The sequence below is a fragment of the Acinetobacter sp. A2 genome (genome assembly GCF_048537555.1).
Classification (GTDB): Bacteria; Pseudomonadota; Gammaproteobacteria; order Pseudomonadales; family Moraxellaceae; genus Acinetobacter.
In genome coordinates this window covers 1,383,192-1,399,107 of the sequence record NZ_CP183239.1, presented here as the reverse complement: position 1 = coordinate 1,399,107, position 15,916 = coordinate 1,383,192, and the positions used below count along the sequence as shown (strand labels likewise).

Sequence of the window (15,916 nt, the reverse complement as noted above, 5' to 3'; positions counted from 1 at the left end):
CCTACTGCTAGACGCTTAAGCCCAAGCGCAAGTATGTTCTTAGAACTATTTAAATCCCGATCATTGGTATTTAAACAGTTTTCACTGAACCGTACCGGGTTTGTCGGAGACTTTTTTATTTAAGTTAGGCCGCCTGACCTAACGGGTTAATCTTATCATAGTACATTGCTTCAAACTCAAAAGGCGATACATAACCCAGTGCACTGTGTACACGCTTTTTATTGAACCAATCTACCCAGTTTAATGACGCAAGTTGTACATCCGTTAAACCTTGCCAATCTGCTTTTAAATATTCAATCACCTCTGTTTTGTATAAGCCATTCACCGTTTCAGCCAGAGCATTATCATATGAATCACCAGTTGTACCGACTGATGCTCGTAAATTTGCTGCTTCTAAACGATTGGTATAATGAATGGAAAGATATTGCACACCTCTGTCGGAATGATGAATCACGTTCTTTGGCAAGCCTCGATCATACAATGCTTGCTCAAGTGCATCGAGCACCATGTCTGTATTCATACGTGTTGATACTTTCCATCCAACAATTGCTCGTGAGAACACATCAATAATAATGTTAGCGGCAGTGTAAAAATGACCCCCTAATGGCATTTAAAAACTGACCCCCTTGGTTAATATAGCGGTCATTTTGGACTGCTCAACATGTTAACTTTGGAGCAAGCAGTGACAATCCAAATACTTCATCAGCAAGGTAAATCTATTAAAGCCATTACTCGTGAACTGGGGGTGTCCAGAAATACCGTACGTAAATATTTACGGCAAAACACCACACCTCAGTATCAGCGTATACAGCCTAGAATAAGTATCCTTGACCCATATAAACCCTATTTACTCCAACGTGTAAACGCAGCTCATCCTGAATGGATTCCTGCTGTTGTGCTCTACCAGGAAATTTTAAGGTTGGGATATCCAGGAAAGATCAGGATCTTGAGGGAATATCTTGCAACATTAAAACCAGTTGCTAAACCGGAACCGATCATTCGTTTTGAAACCCAACCTGGCCAACAAATGCAGGTGGATTTCACCACAATTCGACGCAACAACACGACTTTGAAAGCCTTTGTCGCAACATTAGGGTATTCCAGAGCGACTTTCGTGAAATTTTATGATCATGAACGTACGGATGCATGGATCGATGGTCTAGAAAATGCATTTCAGTTCTTTGCAGGAGTACCTCAAGAAATCCTGTTTGATAACGCTAAAACGATCATGATTGAACGGGATGCCTATCAGGAGGGGCAGCATAAATGGAATCCCAAACTGCTCGACTGCGCCAAGAAATACAGCTTTCGTCCTCGCGTATGTAAGCCCTACCGTGCACAGACCAAAGGCAAAGTTGAACGCTTTAATGGATACCTCAAATCAAGCTTTATTGTGCCATTGAAAGCAAGCCTGAAGACTTCGGGTTTACTGTTAGATGTTGATGTCGCCAATGCCCACATTGGCCGGTGGCTGCATGAAACCGCCAATCAGCGAATTCATGCCACCACGCAAGAAAAACCGGCTGTTCGACTGCAACAAGAGCAGCAAAAATTTACGCCATTACCACAATCAGATACGGGTTCTGGCACTGTACCTGTTGCAGCAGCACAGCATGTCATGCCCTACGAGAGTTTGCAGCATCCCTTATCGGTATATGACCAGTTGCTGGGAGTTTCCTGATGAATCTGCAATACGACCGTATAGAGCAGCTTTGCCAAAAACTCAATCTGCCTGCCATCGCATCACAATGGTCACATCATGCACAACAAACATTAGGTCAGGATGGAAGTTATGCCGACTTTGTTGAAGCGATCTTGACGCATGAATATGCTGCCAGGCAACAGCGCAGCCAGCAGGTACTGATGAAACTCTCAGGCCTGCCTCAAGTCAAAACCCTGGAAGACTATGATTTTAATTATGCCCTAGGTGCCCCTAAATCACAGGTGATTGAACTGTTCAATCTGAGCTTTATTGCTAGAGCAGAAAATGTGGTGTTTCTCGGGGCTAGCGGAGTAGGAAAAACGCACTTATCTATGGCATTAGGCTATAAGGCCATCATGAACAACATTAAGATCAAGTTCATTACCGCAGCGGATTTAATGCTGCAACTGAGTACAGCCTATCAGCAAGGTAAACTGAAAACCTATATGCAACGTGCGGTACTGGGACCAAAGTTACTGATTATCGATGAAATTGGTTATTTACCGTTTGGACGTGAAGAAGCGAATCTGTTCTTTAACGTGATTGCCAAGCGTTATGAAAAAGGCAGTACGATATTGACGAGTAACTTACCCTTTAGCCAATGGTCTAAGTCATTTGCGGATGATGTTACGTTGACCGCTGCGATGTTAGATCGGCTATTACATCACTGTCATATGGTACAAATATCGGGTGAGAGTTATCGTTTGAAGGATAAAAAAAGAATTGGGATTCAGCCCCAGGTTGAAACTTAATACGAGATCAAAGGGGTCAATTTTACTTTGCCATTTGTAAGGTAAAAGGGGTCAATTTAGAGATGGATTCGGAAATTTGAACAACTCCTATAAGTGATATTCTGCTCCTCAAATGATGTTATAAACATCAATATATGGAGTATTTTATGGCACGTAGACCAAGAAGAAATCATTCAAACGACTTTAAGGCCAAGGTAGCACTTGCTGCGATTAAAGCAGAAAAAACACTTGCTGAATTGAGTGCTGAATTTGATGTTCATCAAAACCAAATTATTGACTGGAAAAATCAATTAATCTCAGCTTCCTCGCAAGCTTTCAATCAATCAAAAGCTCCATCAGACCCCCCCATTGATCTTAAAAAGTTACATGCAAAAATCGGTGAGCAGGCATTAGAAATTGATTTTTTAGAAGGTGTGTTGAAGAAACTGGGCCGCTTCAACCACAAAAGTTAATCGATCACTCACTTCAGATTTCAGTATCTAAACAAGCTAAGTTACTGAAAGTCTCTCGTGGTTGTTATTATTATCGCCCAAAACCTGTTAGCTCATCAGATCTGAAGCTGATGCGATGTATTGATGAATTACATATGCAATATCCTTTTGCAGGCAGTCGTATGATGCGTGATTTGTTGAATCGTCAAGGGCATCATATAGGACGACGTCATACACGTACTTTAATGAAGAAAATGGGTATTCAGGCGTTATATTGCAAACCAAATTTAAGCCAGGCTAATCAAGCTCACCGTAAATATCCATATCTGCTCAAAGGATTGGCTATTCAGCGCAGTAATCAAGTGTGGTCTACGGATATAACGTATATCCCTATGGCAAAAGGCTTTGATTTATGTGCTGTGATTGATTGGCATAGCCGCAAGGTACTTGCACATAGGGTATCGATTAGTATGGAGGTGGATTTTTGTATTTCGGCTTTAAATGAAGCGATTGAAAAATATGGATCACCTGAAATATTGAATACAGACCAAGGCAGTCAGTTCACCAGTGATGGATTTATTGATGTATTGAAATCAAATGGCATTCAAATCAGTATGGATGGTAAAGGTCGATGGGTAGATAATGTGATGGTTGAACGATTATGGCGGAGCGTTAAATATGAAGAGGTGTATCTCAAAGCTTATAGCAGTGTCACAGATGCGAAAAAGCAATTGAGTGCATATTTTGAGTTTTATAATCTGAAACGACCTCATTCGAGTCTAGACAAAATGACACCAAATGAGTTTTACTATGATCAGCTACCCCAACAAAACAAGGTGGCTTAACTAGAGCGGAATATCACTTATAAATACGCTTTTAGTTGTTCAAACAAGTGGAACCACCTCTCTTTGAATTAAATCAAAAGCAAATCTAGGTACTGTCGCTATTACGGTTAGAGCGTCGTTAATATGACCAAGCCAAGTTTTTCCGTTATTGTTTTGGAACTGTTGCTTTATTATTTCAGTATATAATTCCCAACGATCACCTATGGTTTCTTCTGAGAATCGTTGATAAAAAGTTTCCACAAAATCAGAGAGGAATTGACTTTTGTTGTACATTACTTGGTATTTGATGTTTTCACCTGATGGTGATTGGTCACTATAGCGTTCTTCTATTTCATTAAGATTCTTACGAGCTGTTTTCTCATCCGTAAGAACACCATTGAAATAGGCTATAGTTATATCAGACTTGTTGCACAAATCATTTACATCGTCTGTAGCATTAGTGATGCTAGATGCAACCATTAAAAGAGAAATGGCACTCAAATGAATTTTCTTATTCATCGCAGTAATCTCTTTGTGGTATCGTGAACACAAAGCCATCTAAAGCATCACTATATTTGTAATAAGCCTGTAGGCGTTTTTTGGTATTTGTAGTCATATTTCCTATTTCATCAATTACATCGGATGCGTCTATATTCGGGTTATTTTTGAATGTTTTATAAACACAAGTCGTTGCTCTATCAGCTTCATAAGATGATGCTTGTAATTCAACTTCATTCTCTAAATTAACAGCCATTTTTTGCTGACTATTCCTTGCAAATTGTTGAACCGCTTTTTTTTCAATTTCATCTTTATATTTTTGTTCAATATGAGCGTCAATATCATCACGGATGCCATTTTGGTCCTTATCAATCCCTAAAATTGAATCTGTTCTTTCAAGTTTTGGTAATTTCCCTTCATCCTCTAATTTCTGAAAGACTTGCTCTTTTGTCGTTATTTTTTCATTTTGTGGTGCTGAGGAATCATTTTCTCCACCGCAGGCACTTAAAGCTATTAAGCAAAAAGATCCTAATAAAATAGACTTAAACATTATTACCCCTGTTGTTACTCGTATATTTTTCAGGCTTTGTTGCACAAAGATTTCATAACTATATGATTTTAAAAGTTTTGATTATTTTTTAATCCAAAATTAAATTTATTTAAATCAGATGCTTACATATTTATGCAACAAAGCCGTATGAATGGCAAAAAATTAAAAAAATCAAAAGCTCTCAGGGTAATCCCCCCTAAAAATAATAGGATCTAAAAGTAGAATTTTCTCTTAAGATACGAGCAGGAGATTCTGCATGAAAACATCTAAATTTACTGACAGTCAGATCATGTCCATCTTGAAACAGGCAGAATCTGGCACACCTGTAGCGACCCTTTGCTGTGAACACGGCATGAGTAATGCTACCTTTTATAAATGGCGTGCCAAATATGGTGGTATGGATACATCATTAATGGCTCGACTGAAAGAGCTAGAAGCCGAAAATACCAGACTTAAAAAGATGTATGCGGAAGAGCGATTAAAGGCCGAAATCATCCAGGAAGCGATGGCAATGAGCAGCACTGCTGCGCAAGGGTAAAGCCATCTTGCCGACGTCAGATGGCTCAACAAGCCGTTGCCCAGCATGCCATTAGTATTCGTTTGGCTTGTAAAGCATTTGGCATTAGTGAAACCTGCTACCGCTATCAAGCCAAACTCAGCGATGACAATGCACTCATTGCTGAACAGCTCATTGAACTCACTGAGGAAAATTCCGACTGGGGCTTTGGTTTGTGCTTCTCGTATTTACGGCATGTTGAGAGTTGCTGCTGGAATCACAAGCGGGTTTACCGCATTTACTGTGAGTTGGCACTGAATCTGCGTATTAAACCGAGAAGAAGACTAAAACGGCATGCGCCTGAACCATTGAAAGAACCAATCCGAGAAAATCAGGTTTGGTCATTAGATTTTATGCATGATCAGCTTTCCGATGGTCGCAAGTTTCGATTATTGAATGTGATTGATGATTACCGCCGCGAAGGCCTAGCCATTGAAGCAGGGTTCTCATTGCCCACAATCAGGGTTATTCGTACGTTGAATCAATTGCTGGAGTGGAGAGAAAAACCGTTAGTGATCCGATGCGATAATGGTCCCGAATTTATCAGTCACGAATTTGTGCGCTGGGCTACTGAGCACGGTATTCGTATTGAATATATTCAACCGGGTAAGCCACAGCAGAATGCGTATATTGAACGCTATAATCGGACCATACGTTATAGTTGGCTGAGCAAGCATTTATTTGATACTTTGGATGAAGTACAAGATTATGCAACAAACTGGTTGTGGCATTACAACCATGAAAGACCACATCAAGCTAACAAAGGAAAGCCACCTCTAATGGCTGCTTAACCTCTACTTTTAACTTCGGTTATTTATGGGAGGATTACCACTGAACTATATTAAAGTTTTTTCCACGTCATCGCTGTGGTGACATTTGCATGTTTGGCTTTACCAAATACTTTCATTTGGTTATTCGCCGTATTTAAACGCGCCTCAACTTTGTAAACTAGTCCATCATTTGGATCAAGCCATTGCCCTTGAGTAAATTGTTTTGGCGCTGAATTTGCAATTAATCCCTCTAAAGCCTGCATACCTTTAATTGGCTGATTCTTTAAAGCACCTTGGCATTTTGTACATAACCCTGCGTTACTTACACTTGCCGATGATAAATTCTGAGTAATTACGGCACTATATTGCAAAGATTTGGAGTTTTTACGAATCACAATTTCTGCAACATAATAGCCTGTACGGTCATCAATGACTTTCCATGTACCAATTAATGGATCAAATGGCATGGCATTAACTGGAAAAATAAGCCCGAAACATAGTGCAATTGCACCTAAAAAGTTACGCATCATCATAAATATCAAATTAAGGAGTATAAACAGCACGCTTGTGCAAAACGGGCGCAATTATAGCAATTTATTCAAATTTAAAATAAATTTTTCATAAAAATTAAATATTTATTTGTTATGTGGTTGGTTTTATTTTACTAACCTGAGTTCGATGAAATCCACTTAACCTTTTAGCATATTTTGGAAAGTTGGCTTATTGGGGTTCAAACAATAAGCCACTACAGCAGCCATGATATTCACCATGAAGTTATTTACCGAACGATGACGTGAATGTTCAAGTTGATGTAAATTTTTTAATTGATCATTCACTGTTTCGATCAATCCTCTTCTGCAAAGTAATTGTTTTTCTTCTTCAGTTTGGATGGGTTTATTTTTCATATTCCGACGTGATGGGGTCAATATTTTCAGTCCTCTTGCTGCTAAAGCTTCGGCTTTTGCTTTGCTCAAATAGCCTTTGTCTCCGAGTAGGATCCCTTTTAATTCTTGAGTTAAAGATTCTAATATAGCAACATCATGAACATTTCCCGATGTCAGCTTGAGATTAATAATTTCACCTAAATTATTGATAACGAGATGTAATTTAAAACCATAAAACCAACCCGTACTACTTTTTCCACGACCGGCCAAGCCTTTAAATACACGATGCCTTTTAATCCGAAGATTATGGCAAACTACCAATTTAGTGGAGTCAATGATACTGATTCCCGTATCTTTTCCTTTCACCTGATGGAAGAAACTACTCAGAGCTTGCAAACAACGGGGCATGATTTCAATAAATCGGTTGTAGCTAAGCAGTTTAGGAAAAGCAGATTTCCAGAATGGAACGATCATTTGGCAATAAAAATATTTGAAGAATCTAAAACCGGATTGATGAAATAAAATGACAATGGTCATTGCTTCAGACAAGCTTAAAGCTGACTTTTTCAACCTGGTTTTTTGATTAGAAATTAAAGCTTTCTCTAAAGATTCATTAAATTTTTTGCAGAAATCATCCAAAATACAAAATAATTCGGTAATATGATCCATTGAGAAGCCTTGTTTTATAACATTTTGTCTTGAGAACCAATATGTTACAAAAACAGGGCTTTTTTTCTACTCTTTTTTTATATCGAACTCAGGTTACTAAAATTGTGATGTATGACTCTTTTTAAACATTTTATTTTTACTGGTTAAAGGATATTTGAATACTTATAGGCTTATTGCCTTGCAGTACTTTTAAGCAAGCTCATTTTAGCTTTCAACATTTAGCGCATTATGGCGTAAACTAGGCTTTCTTTTGATTTGAAAGTCAAAAATTAAAATTTGGCTTTACAAATACAAATCAAACTTTTGTTTTATTCAATTTAGTCTATTCATCTGCACGTTTTAGCTTAAATCTCAGTATTGTTAACAAGGTAAAGTCGCATGCTTAAGTGGTTCGAGAAACTTATAGATCCTTATCCAAATAAAGGTTTGACCGAACCCTTGCCAACCAAGTTTTTTCCTTTTGTTTGGCAAGCTGCTTCAGGCGTGCGTCCATATTTGCTGATACTGGTATTGTGTACAGCTGGGGCTGCTAGTTTTGAAGCCTTATTGTATGCAAAAATTGGCGATTTAGTGACATGGCTTAGCCAAAGCCAGCCAGATACATTTCTTGCACAACATCAGCAGAACTTAACTTTATTGTTTTTTATTTTATTGGCCAATATTTTCTTTGCCAGCGCACAATCTATCGTTAAACACCAAATATTGTATAGCGGCTTTCCAATGCGTTTACGTTGGCGCTTTCATAATTTAATGCTGCAACAAAGTCTGGATTTTTTCCATAACGATTTTGCCGGACGATTATCTGCCAAAGTCATGCAAACAGCTTTGGCAGTACGTGAGTTTTGGGTGATTTTGGGCGATATGCTCGCCTATGTCTTTATTTACTTTATTACAATCAGCATTGTACTTGGTGCAATTTCACCCATACTAATTCTACCGTTACTGGTTTGGTTAGCCTTATTTATTCTTGCAGCGACTTATTTTATTCCACGTTTAAGTAAAGTCTCGAACGAACAAGCCGATGCACGTGCAGTCATGACAGGACGTGTAACCGATGCCTATACCAATATTCAAACGGTAAAACTGTTTGCACATGCAGGCCGTGAAAGCCAATACGCCAAAGCGTCGATGCAAGAATTTATGGTGACCGTGTACAAACAAATGCGTTTAGGCGCTCAATATGAAATCAGCATCAATTTACTGAGTGTGGTGCTATATGTAGGAGTTTTGGGTACTGCAATTTGGCTCTGGCTCAATGGTCGTGCTGAGTTAGGTATTATTGCTGCAACTACAGCCATGATTCTTAAACTGAATAGTATTGCTGAGTTTATGATGTGGCAGACCTCTGCCCTGTTTGAAAATGTCGGAACCATCCAAGATGGTATGAAAACCCTTGGACGTCCAATCGCGATTCAGGACAAAGCCGATGCAAAACCATTACAAGTTGCTCAAGGTGAAATTCAGTTTAAAGATGTAAGTTTTGCCTATAACAGCAAAAATGTGATTGACCAGTTTAATTTAAACATTCGCGCAGGCGAAAAAATAGGAATTGTTGGGCGTTCGGGTGCAGGAAAATCGACCTTAATTCAATTATTGCTACATTTCTATCAGCTGAAACAAGGCACGATTAGCATTGATGGGCAGAATATTGAAGATGTCACTCAAGATAGCCTGCGTAAAAACATCGCCTTAGTTACCCAAGATACTTCATTGCTTCATCGTACCGTTGCAGAGAATATTAAATACGGTCGTCCAGAAGCGACAGATGAAGAAATGTATGAGGCTGTACGTAAAGCCAAAGCTGAAGAATTTATCCCACAATTGACTGATTTACGGGGCAAAAAAGGTTATGAAGCCTACGTGGGTGAACGTGGAGTAAAACTTTCAGGCGGACAGCGCCAGCGTATTGCAATTGCTCGTGTTTTCTTAAAAGATGCACCTATTTTAATTTTAGATGAAGCCACCAGTGCGCTAGATTCTGAAGTGGAAGCGGCTATTCAATCTAGTCTAGATGAGCTAATGCAAGACAAAACGGTGATTGCCATTGCGCACCGACTTTCCACTATTGCGCAGATGGATCGCTTAATTGTGCTCGATCAAGGACGTATTGCAGAACAAGGCACACATGATGAGTTAGTTGCTATGAATGGTATTTATGCGCAATTATGGCAACGTCAAACAGGTGGTTTCTTGATTGAACAAGATAAAATTCTAAAACCATCAGCTGATAAAAATTAGCATCTAAAGCATTATTTATCTTATTCGGGCTTTGATTAAATGCAGATGAATAGCATGAAGTCAAAGCCTGCTTTGTCTAACAATTTTCATAGAATTTCTTTAAATTTCATGCCAAGATGCAAAAGTCATCTGATTATATTTTCGGAGCTAACTCCTAAAAAAGAATGCTGAAAAATAGATGATGATGACGAACGCAAATTAAAATAAAACTTGCAAATGCAATGGAATATGCATGAAAACAATATCAACACGTCAGGAACAAGGTGTTCCTGGAGTATATGGCTTATTGGTTTTAGATGTTGTATCCCGCTGGGGATATAACGCAGATACCCTATTTGCACCATTTCAGCTAAACAGTGAAATGTTGGCAGCCCCTGAATTTCGAATTCCAACACCTGTTGCCAACGAATTAGTCAAACATGCCTTAAAACTGACTGGTGAAAATACGCTGGGCTATCATTTGGGCACACAAATGCGTATTTCCATTCATGGTTTTATTGGTTATGCCATTATGACTGCACATGAAATAAGTGATGCACTGGTATTGGCGAACCGTTTCATTCAGCTGCGTATGCCCTTTTTACAGCTATTTTTTTCGACCTTTGGAGAAAAAGCCAGCCTGCAGTTACAGTGTGATATTCACATGGAGCCTTTGCGCACAGAAATTGCAATTGCCTTAATGATTGGCATGATCACCATGACCAAAGCCATGACAGGCATGCAAGATTTTACAGGTGAAGTCGATTTTGACTTTCCAAAGCCAGAAGGCTTTGACCAATACATGGCTAAATTTCCCTATCATCAATTTCGTTTTGATCAACCTTATTTAGCACTCAGTTTTGATAAGCAATATCTTGGCTTAAAAATGATTAATGCAGATCCAATTGCCAGTCAAATTGCCATTAATCAATGTGAAGCAGAACTTTCTGCCTTGGGCGAACGTCGGCGTATTTCCATGCGTGTACGTGATATTTTGACTCATGCGGAACAACATTATTTAAGTATTGAGCATGTGGCTGACCATCTACACATGTCAGATCGCACCCTAAAGCGACAACTGGCTGCCGAAGGCACCTCTTTTTCAAATTTGGTGGATGAAGTGCGCTATCGGCATGCGACTTCGCTCTTGTCACGTACAGACTATACCCTAGAGCAAATTGCCGATGAGTTAGGCTATAGCGACGTGGCAAATTTTAGTCGTGCCTTTAAACGCTGGAGTGGACGCAGTCCGAGCAATTGGCGTAAAGATCCATATTTATAAACTTTTGTTTTTAGCAAAAAGCATGTATAAAACATGGCAAAAAGATTCGATACAATTTAAGGAGTTATCAAATGAATCACCCTGCAGACTTAAAATATGCAAGCACCCACGAATGGGTACGTATTGAAGGTGATTTGGTCGTCACAGGAATTTCAGACCATGCACAAGATGCTTTGGGCGATTTAGTTTATGTAGAAGCCCCAGAAGTTGGCCAACACGTTACTGCGGGTGATCAAGCTGGCGTAGTAGAATCTGTTAAAACAGCTTCAGATATTCATGCGCCTGTTTCTGGTGAAGTGGTTGAAGTGAATAGCAATTTGGAAGATGATCCTGATTTTGTGAATGATGAACCCTATGGCAAAGGCTGGATTTATAAAATCAAACCAGACAACATTGCAGATGTTGAAAAATTACTTTCTAGCGCTGAATACGAAGCTGGTTTATAAAATTTCAGTTACTCGTAACGGATACATAATTGAAAAATCAGCCTTAGGGCTGATTTTTTTATTCACACAATCTTAATTATCATATATTTATCTTATTGTGATAATTTACCTATATAAAATTCAATAAAATTAAAGTTTTTCAATCATATTATTAAATAACTGTACTTTTCACATAAGTTATTTTATTCTATCTTGCATGATAGCGCTGTACTCTGTCTTCAATAACAAATCATCTGCATAACAATGTACGCACAGCGTGATCGCTCCCATTCACAAGCTATAGGTTATTCCCATGTCCTCCGTAAATGCCGAACATTTATGGAATAAGTCGTTTATTCTCTGCTTATTCAATAACTTGTTCTTATTCATATTTTATTTTGCGCAAACGACAATTCTGCCTATTTATATTGTGAATGAGTTGGGGGGCAGTCTGTCACAAGCTGGTCTTGCAATGACCCTGTTCATGCTCTCAGCCATTGCGGTACGTCCATTTAGTGGACTGATTATTGAAAAATTTGGCTATAAAAAGACCTTATATGTGTCTGAAATCCTGTTCTGTTTATGCAGCGTGGCCTATATTTTTGCAGATAATCTACAATTTCTTTTACTTTTACGCTTCTTACATGGAATTTGGTTCAGCATTGTCACTACGGTAACAGTACCTATTGCCAATAATTTTATTCCTGACAGCCGTAAAGGTGAAGGTATGGGCTATTTCTTGGTTTCAGTGAATTTGGGTATTGTCCTTGGGCCATTAATTGGTTTAAGCCTAATTCAATCCATTTCTTATGCCAGTATTTCAACCTTATTATCACTTAGTGTCTGGGTTGGCTTTGCATTTTGTTTAATGATTCCAATAGCGAATAAAAAAACTGATGTAGCACCCGTACCTAAACGTAAATTAGGCTTAAATGATTTTGTCGAGACAAAAGCAATCCCTGTTTCACTAATGGCAATGATGGTGGCATTTTCATACGCCAGTATTATGTCGTTTATTTCAACATTTGCAGAATCACGCCACATGCTGTCTTATGCCAGTTTATTCTTTGTGGTGTTTGCAATTTCAATGATGAGTTTACGCCCCATTACCGGCAAAATTTATGATCGCAAAGGGCCAAGTTATGTGATTTATCCTGCCATTACCCTTTTTGCTTTGGGTTTAATTGTGTTGAGCCAAGTGCAAAGTGTCATCGGTTTTATGTTTGCAGCTGTTCTAATTGGCGTGGGTTTTGGTTCAGCTCAGCCTTGTTTGCAAACGATTTCAATTCAGCGCTCACCTAAAGACCGTATTGGACATGCGACTTCAACCTATTTCTGTTGTTATGATATTGGTATTGCTATTGGCGCGTTGGTTCTAGGCTTTGTAATTGCAGGCTATGACTATACGGTGGCTTATTTGCTATGTGCTGTATTGACCTTTTTAAGTTTAATTTTCTATAAATTTGTGGTTGAAAAACCAAATAAATCTGTGGATGCTCATTCTTAATGTTTTTTGCTGAATCAAAACATTAGTGTATTGCATGATGTTATTACAGCATTTTTAATGCACGTGTAAAACAAAACCCCCTTAATTATTCAGGGGTTTAATGTTTGTGTCATATCATTTTAAGCTGTCTTGGCTAGATTTTGACAGCTTAAGTTTTCTGCAACTTCAAGTAAGAGTTGCTCTGTTTTATCCCAGCCTAGGCAACCATCTGTGACCGACTGACCATAAGTCATATCACAGGAAATTTTTTGATTACCATCGACCAAATGGCTTTCTAGCATGATGCCACGTACTTGAGTTTGCTCACGCTCTGCCACAATTGTACGTAATACCTGTGGTTGTAATTGTGGGTCTTTATGACTATTGCCGTGGCTACAATCAATAATTAAAGCAGGCAACTGCCCTTTGCTTTTCGCTTTAATTTTCTCAATTTCTGCCAATTGGTAATTTGGGCCTGAATTTGAACCACGTAAAATTAAATGTGCGTGCGGGTTACCTTGTGACGCTAAAATTGATGGTAAACCAGATTGGCTCATGCCCATGAATTGATGTGGATGGCTTGCAGACTGAATTGCATCTAAAGCAATTTGAATAGAGCCATCTGTACCATTTTTAAAGCCAATGCTATATGGCATTAGGCTAGAAATTTCTCTGTGAATTTGAGATTCACTAGTACGTGCACCAATTGCACCCCAAGCCAGTAAATCATCAAAATAAGCAGTTGCCATTGGACTTAGAATTTCAGAAGCAATTGGTAAACCCATTTCTATAATTTGTAAGTAGAGTTCACGTGACTTTTCTAAACCTAGCTGCATATTGGCAGAGCCATCTAAGTCTGGGTCATACATAAAGCCTTTCCAGCCAACTGTAGTACGTGGTTTTTCGATATAAGCACGCATGACCAAAAATACATGATCTGAAATCTGGCTTTGTAATTGTTTTAATTTTTTTGCGTATTCAAGTGCAGCTTGTGGATCGTGAATTGAACAAGGTCCAGTAATGACCAATAAACGGGAGTCTGTACCCTCTAAAATATCTAGAATGGTTTGGCGGTGTTGTGCGACTTGCTGTTTTAACTCAATCGAAAGTGGAAACTGTGCTTTGAGTTGTTGCGGTAAGCTTAAACTAATTTCTGAACTGTTGTGCTGTTGTTGTAAAGCAGTATTTAAAGCATTCATTGGTTTGTTCCTTTGGACTGTGTTTCTGTTTACAGTCCGATCATTTATTTCAGCGTTATGGGTCTAATCGTTTGTAAGGTTTGAGTCATAAATTGACTAAAGTAAAACCAATAAAAGTTGCCAAAGTATGAATAATTAAGGTTATACATATTTTTCTCCAAAAAACTCATAAAAATCAAAATGAAATCGCAGGCATAAAAAAACCTGATCAGGGTTGCCGATCAGGTATCAACTGGTGGGCAACCTTTTTTGCCCGAACGCATCTCAGGCAATCATTTAAACTGCCAAAAGTAATAGTATGCGTTTACGATTAAAGGTTGCTTCAACATCTTGATTTCATCAAAAAATGAACTGTTAAAATTAAAATACGCTGTATTGTTCAGTTTGGCAATGCTTTTTCAAAAATATTTAACCTATATTTTTAATCCAAATTTGCCAACTGATAAGACTCATCCTAAGTCTTTTCAGTGTATCTATGCTGTTATTTTTTAAACCACTGCCCTATTTTTTGTCGGGCCGTTTGTTGTATTGCTGCTTTAGCAAAACGCAACTGCTCAGATAAATCTTCTGCATTGGGTAAAGAGCATTTTGCTAAGCGTATCCAGACACTGGCAAATTGCTGAGTAAAACTGGCTTCGTTGTAGTGAATACCGTATTCTGCACAAAGTGCTTTTACCTTAGGTGCAGCTTCTGCATAGCGGTTTGCAGGCATATCTGGAAATAAATGGTGCTCAATTTGATGGCTTAAATTACCACTTAAAATGTGTAACCACGCTGTGCCACTGAAATTACTAGAACCTCGAATTTGGCGTAAATACCATTCAGCTTTAGTTTCATTTGCAGTGTCATCTGCTTCAAAATTCTCGGCATCTTCAGTGAAATGTCCATTAAAAATCACCGCCGATGCCCATACACTGCGTATGATATTGGCGACCACATTACCCGCAAAAACTGGCAGTGCATTTGGCCCTGCAATAAGCGGGAAAAATACATAATCTTTCACAACCTGACGTTTTATTTTTTTACGAACATCACGTGCTTCATGCCAAACCTCACGCCATGTTTTTGTTTTATAGACTAAAACATCTTCTAAATGTAGTCGCTGAATACCCACATACCATTCAAAAAACAGCATCAGTTGAATCGCCAGCGGAATATTGAACAAAAAGCGTGGTTCCCAAGCCTGGGATTCACTCACACGTAGTAAGCCATAGCCGACATCATGGTCTTTTCCGACAATATTGGTGTAGGTGTGATGAATATAATTGTGGGTATATTTCCAGTCATCGCCCGTGGCAATGGTATCCCAGTCATAATTGGCACCATTCAAATGAGGATCGTTCAACCAATCAAACTGACCATGCATGACATTGTGTCCCAACTCCATATTTTCAACAATTTTGGATACGCCCAGCAATGCCGTCCCAAGCAACCACACAGGTGGAATCGAGCCTGCAAACATGAGCAAACCACGTGAAGTGATTTCACTATATCGCACAAAATTACGAATTTTATAAATATAAGCTGCGTCTTTTTCATTGAGACTTTGCATTATCTCTCGTCGAATTTCTTCAACTTTGGCACCAAATTCTTCAACTTGTGCAGCATTTAAAAATCGGGATTTACTATTTTCATTAAAATATACGGGCTTATTCATTGTTATGCCTCACA

13 protein-coding genes and 2 pseudogenes are annotated in these 15,916 nt (G+C 38.7%); 8 read left to right on the top strand and 7 right to left on the bottom strand.

Annotated features, from left to right (window positions below; all coding sequences use genetic code 11):
* Positions 1-124: 124 nt before the first annotated feature.
* Positions 125-598, bottom strand: a pseudogene (locus ACNS8M_RS06550) (DDE-type integrase/transposase/recombinase); the annotation flags it as partial.
* 63 nt (positions 599-661) lie between these two features.
* Here ACNS8M_RS06550 and istA point away from each other — a divergent pair.
* The 3 genes from istA (at position 662) to ACNS8M_RS06535 (ending at position 3,730) form a co-directional block, all read left to right on the top strand.
* Entirely contained in the window at positions 662-1,681 is a 1,020-nt protein-coding gene (gene istA / locus ACNS8M_RS06545; protein WP_168461930.1) for an IS21-like element ISAba8 family transposase, read from the top strand.
* Positions 1,681-2,454, top strand: coding sequence for an IS21-like element ISAba8 family helper ATPase IstB (gene istB / locus ACNS8M_RS06540; RefSeq protein ID WP_168461929.1), 774 nt, complete (start codon positions 1,681-1,683; stop codon positions 2,452-2,454). Before istA ends, istB begins: the two co-directional genes overlap by 1 nt.
* Positions 2,455-2,588: 134 nt before the next feature.
* Positions 2,589-3,730, top strand: a protein-coding gene (locus tag ACNS8M_RS06535; protein ID WP_419225306.1) for an IS3 family transposase whose coding sequence is annotated in 2 segments (ribosomal slippage) — positions 2,589-2,853 and positions 2,853-3,730 — 1,143 coding nt in all. Because the reading frame shifts where the segments join, the coding sequence is not laid out codon by codon here.
* A 39-nt stretch (positions 3,731-3,769) separates the two neighbouring features.
* On the opposite strand, the gene ACNS8M_RS06530 is transcribed toward ACNS8M_RS06535, so the two are convergent.
* Positions 3,770-4,228, bottom strand: coding sequence for a hypothetical protein (locus ACNS8M_RS06530; protein WP_228284191.1), 459 nt, complete (start codon positions 4,226-4,228; stop codon positions 3,770-3,772).
* Complete coding sequence (locus ACNS8M_RS06525; protein WP_168461955.1) at positions 4,221-4,757, bottom strand: hypothetical protein; 537 nt, start codon at positions 4,755-4,757, stop codon at positions 4,221-4,223. Before ACNS8M_RS06525 ends, ACNS8M_RS06530 begins: the two co-directional genes overlap by 8 nt.
* 256 nt (positions 4,758-5,013) lie before the next feature.
* Between ACNS8M_RS06525 and ACNS8M_RS06520 the strand changes: the two are divergent.
* A pseudogene (locus ACNS8M_RS06520) lies at positions 5,014-6,104 on the top strand (IS3 family transposase).
* A gap of 50 nt (positions 6,105-6,154) precedes the next feature.
* On the opposite strand, the gene ACNS8M_RS06515 reads toward ACNS8M_RS06520, so the two are convergent.
* Complete coding sequence (locus tag ACNS8M_RS06515; RefSeq protein ID WP_228284166.1) at positions 6,155-6,616, bottom strand: DUF2147 domain-containing protein; 462 nt, start codon at positions 6,614-6,616, stop codon at positions 6,155-6,157.
* A 156-nt stretch (positions 6,617-6,772) separates the two neighbouring features.
* Positions 6,773-7,636, bottom strand: coding sequence for an IS982 family transposase (locus ACNS8M_RS06510; RefSeq protein ID WP_004679438.1), 864 nt, complete (start codon positions 7,634-7,636; stop codon positions 6,773-6,775).
* Positions 7,637-8,014: 378 nt separating this feature from the next.
* On the opposite strand from ACNS8M_RS06510, the gene ACNS8M_RS06505 reads away from it, so the two are divergent.
* The 4 genes from ACNS8M_RS06505 (at position 8,015) to ACNS8M_RS06490 (ending at position 13,067) form a co-directional block, all read left to right on the top strand.
* Positions 8,015-9,874 (top strand): ABC transporter ATP-binding protein, encoded by a 1,860-nt coding sequence (locus ACNS8M_RS06505; protein WP_168418308.1) that lies wholly within the window; start codon positions 8,015-8,017, stop codon positions 9,872-9,874.
* A 232-nt stretch (positions 9,875-10,106) separates the two neighbouring features.
* Positions 10,107-11,135, top strand: coding sequence for a helix-turn-helix transcriptional regulator (locus ACNS8M_RS06500; protein ID WP_168461103.1), 1,029 nt, complete (start codon positions 10,107-10,109; stop codon positions 11,133-11,135).
* A 71-nt stretch (positions 11,136-11,206) separates the two neighbouring features.
* Positions 11,207-11,581, top strand: a complete 375-nt coding sequence (gcvH, locus tag ACNS8M_RS06495) for a glycine cleavage system protein GcvH (protein ID WP_168418306.1) — start codon at positions 11,207-11,209, stop codon at positions 11,579-11,581.
* 292 nt (positions 11,582-11,873) lie between these two features.
* Positions 11,874-13,067, top strand: coding sequence for an MFS transporter (locus tag ACNS8M_RS06490; protein ID WP_419225305.1), 1,194 nt, complete (start codon positions 11,874-11,876; stop codon positions 13,065-13,067).
* Between the two features lie 119 nt (positions 13,068-13,186).
* Here ACNS8M_RS06490 and ACNS8M_RS06485 read toward each other — a convergent pair whose 3' ends face one another.
* Entirely contained in the window at positions 13,187-14,245 is a 1,059-nt protein-coding gene (locus ACNS8M_RS06485; RefSeq protein WP_419225304.1) for a 3-deoxy-7-phosphoheptulonate synthase, read from the bottom strand.
* Between the two features lie 481 nt (positions 14,246-14,726).
* Positions 14,727-15,902 carry a fatty acid desaturase family protein gene (locus ACNS8M_RS06480; RefSeq protein ID WP_419225303.1) on the bottom strand — a complete coding sequence of 392 codons (1,176 nt, stop codon included), beginning with the start codon at positions 15,900-15,902 and terminating at the stop codon, positions 14,727-14,729.
* Positions 15,903-15,916: the final 14 nt, after the last annotated feature.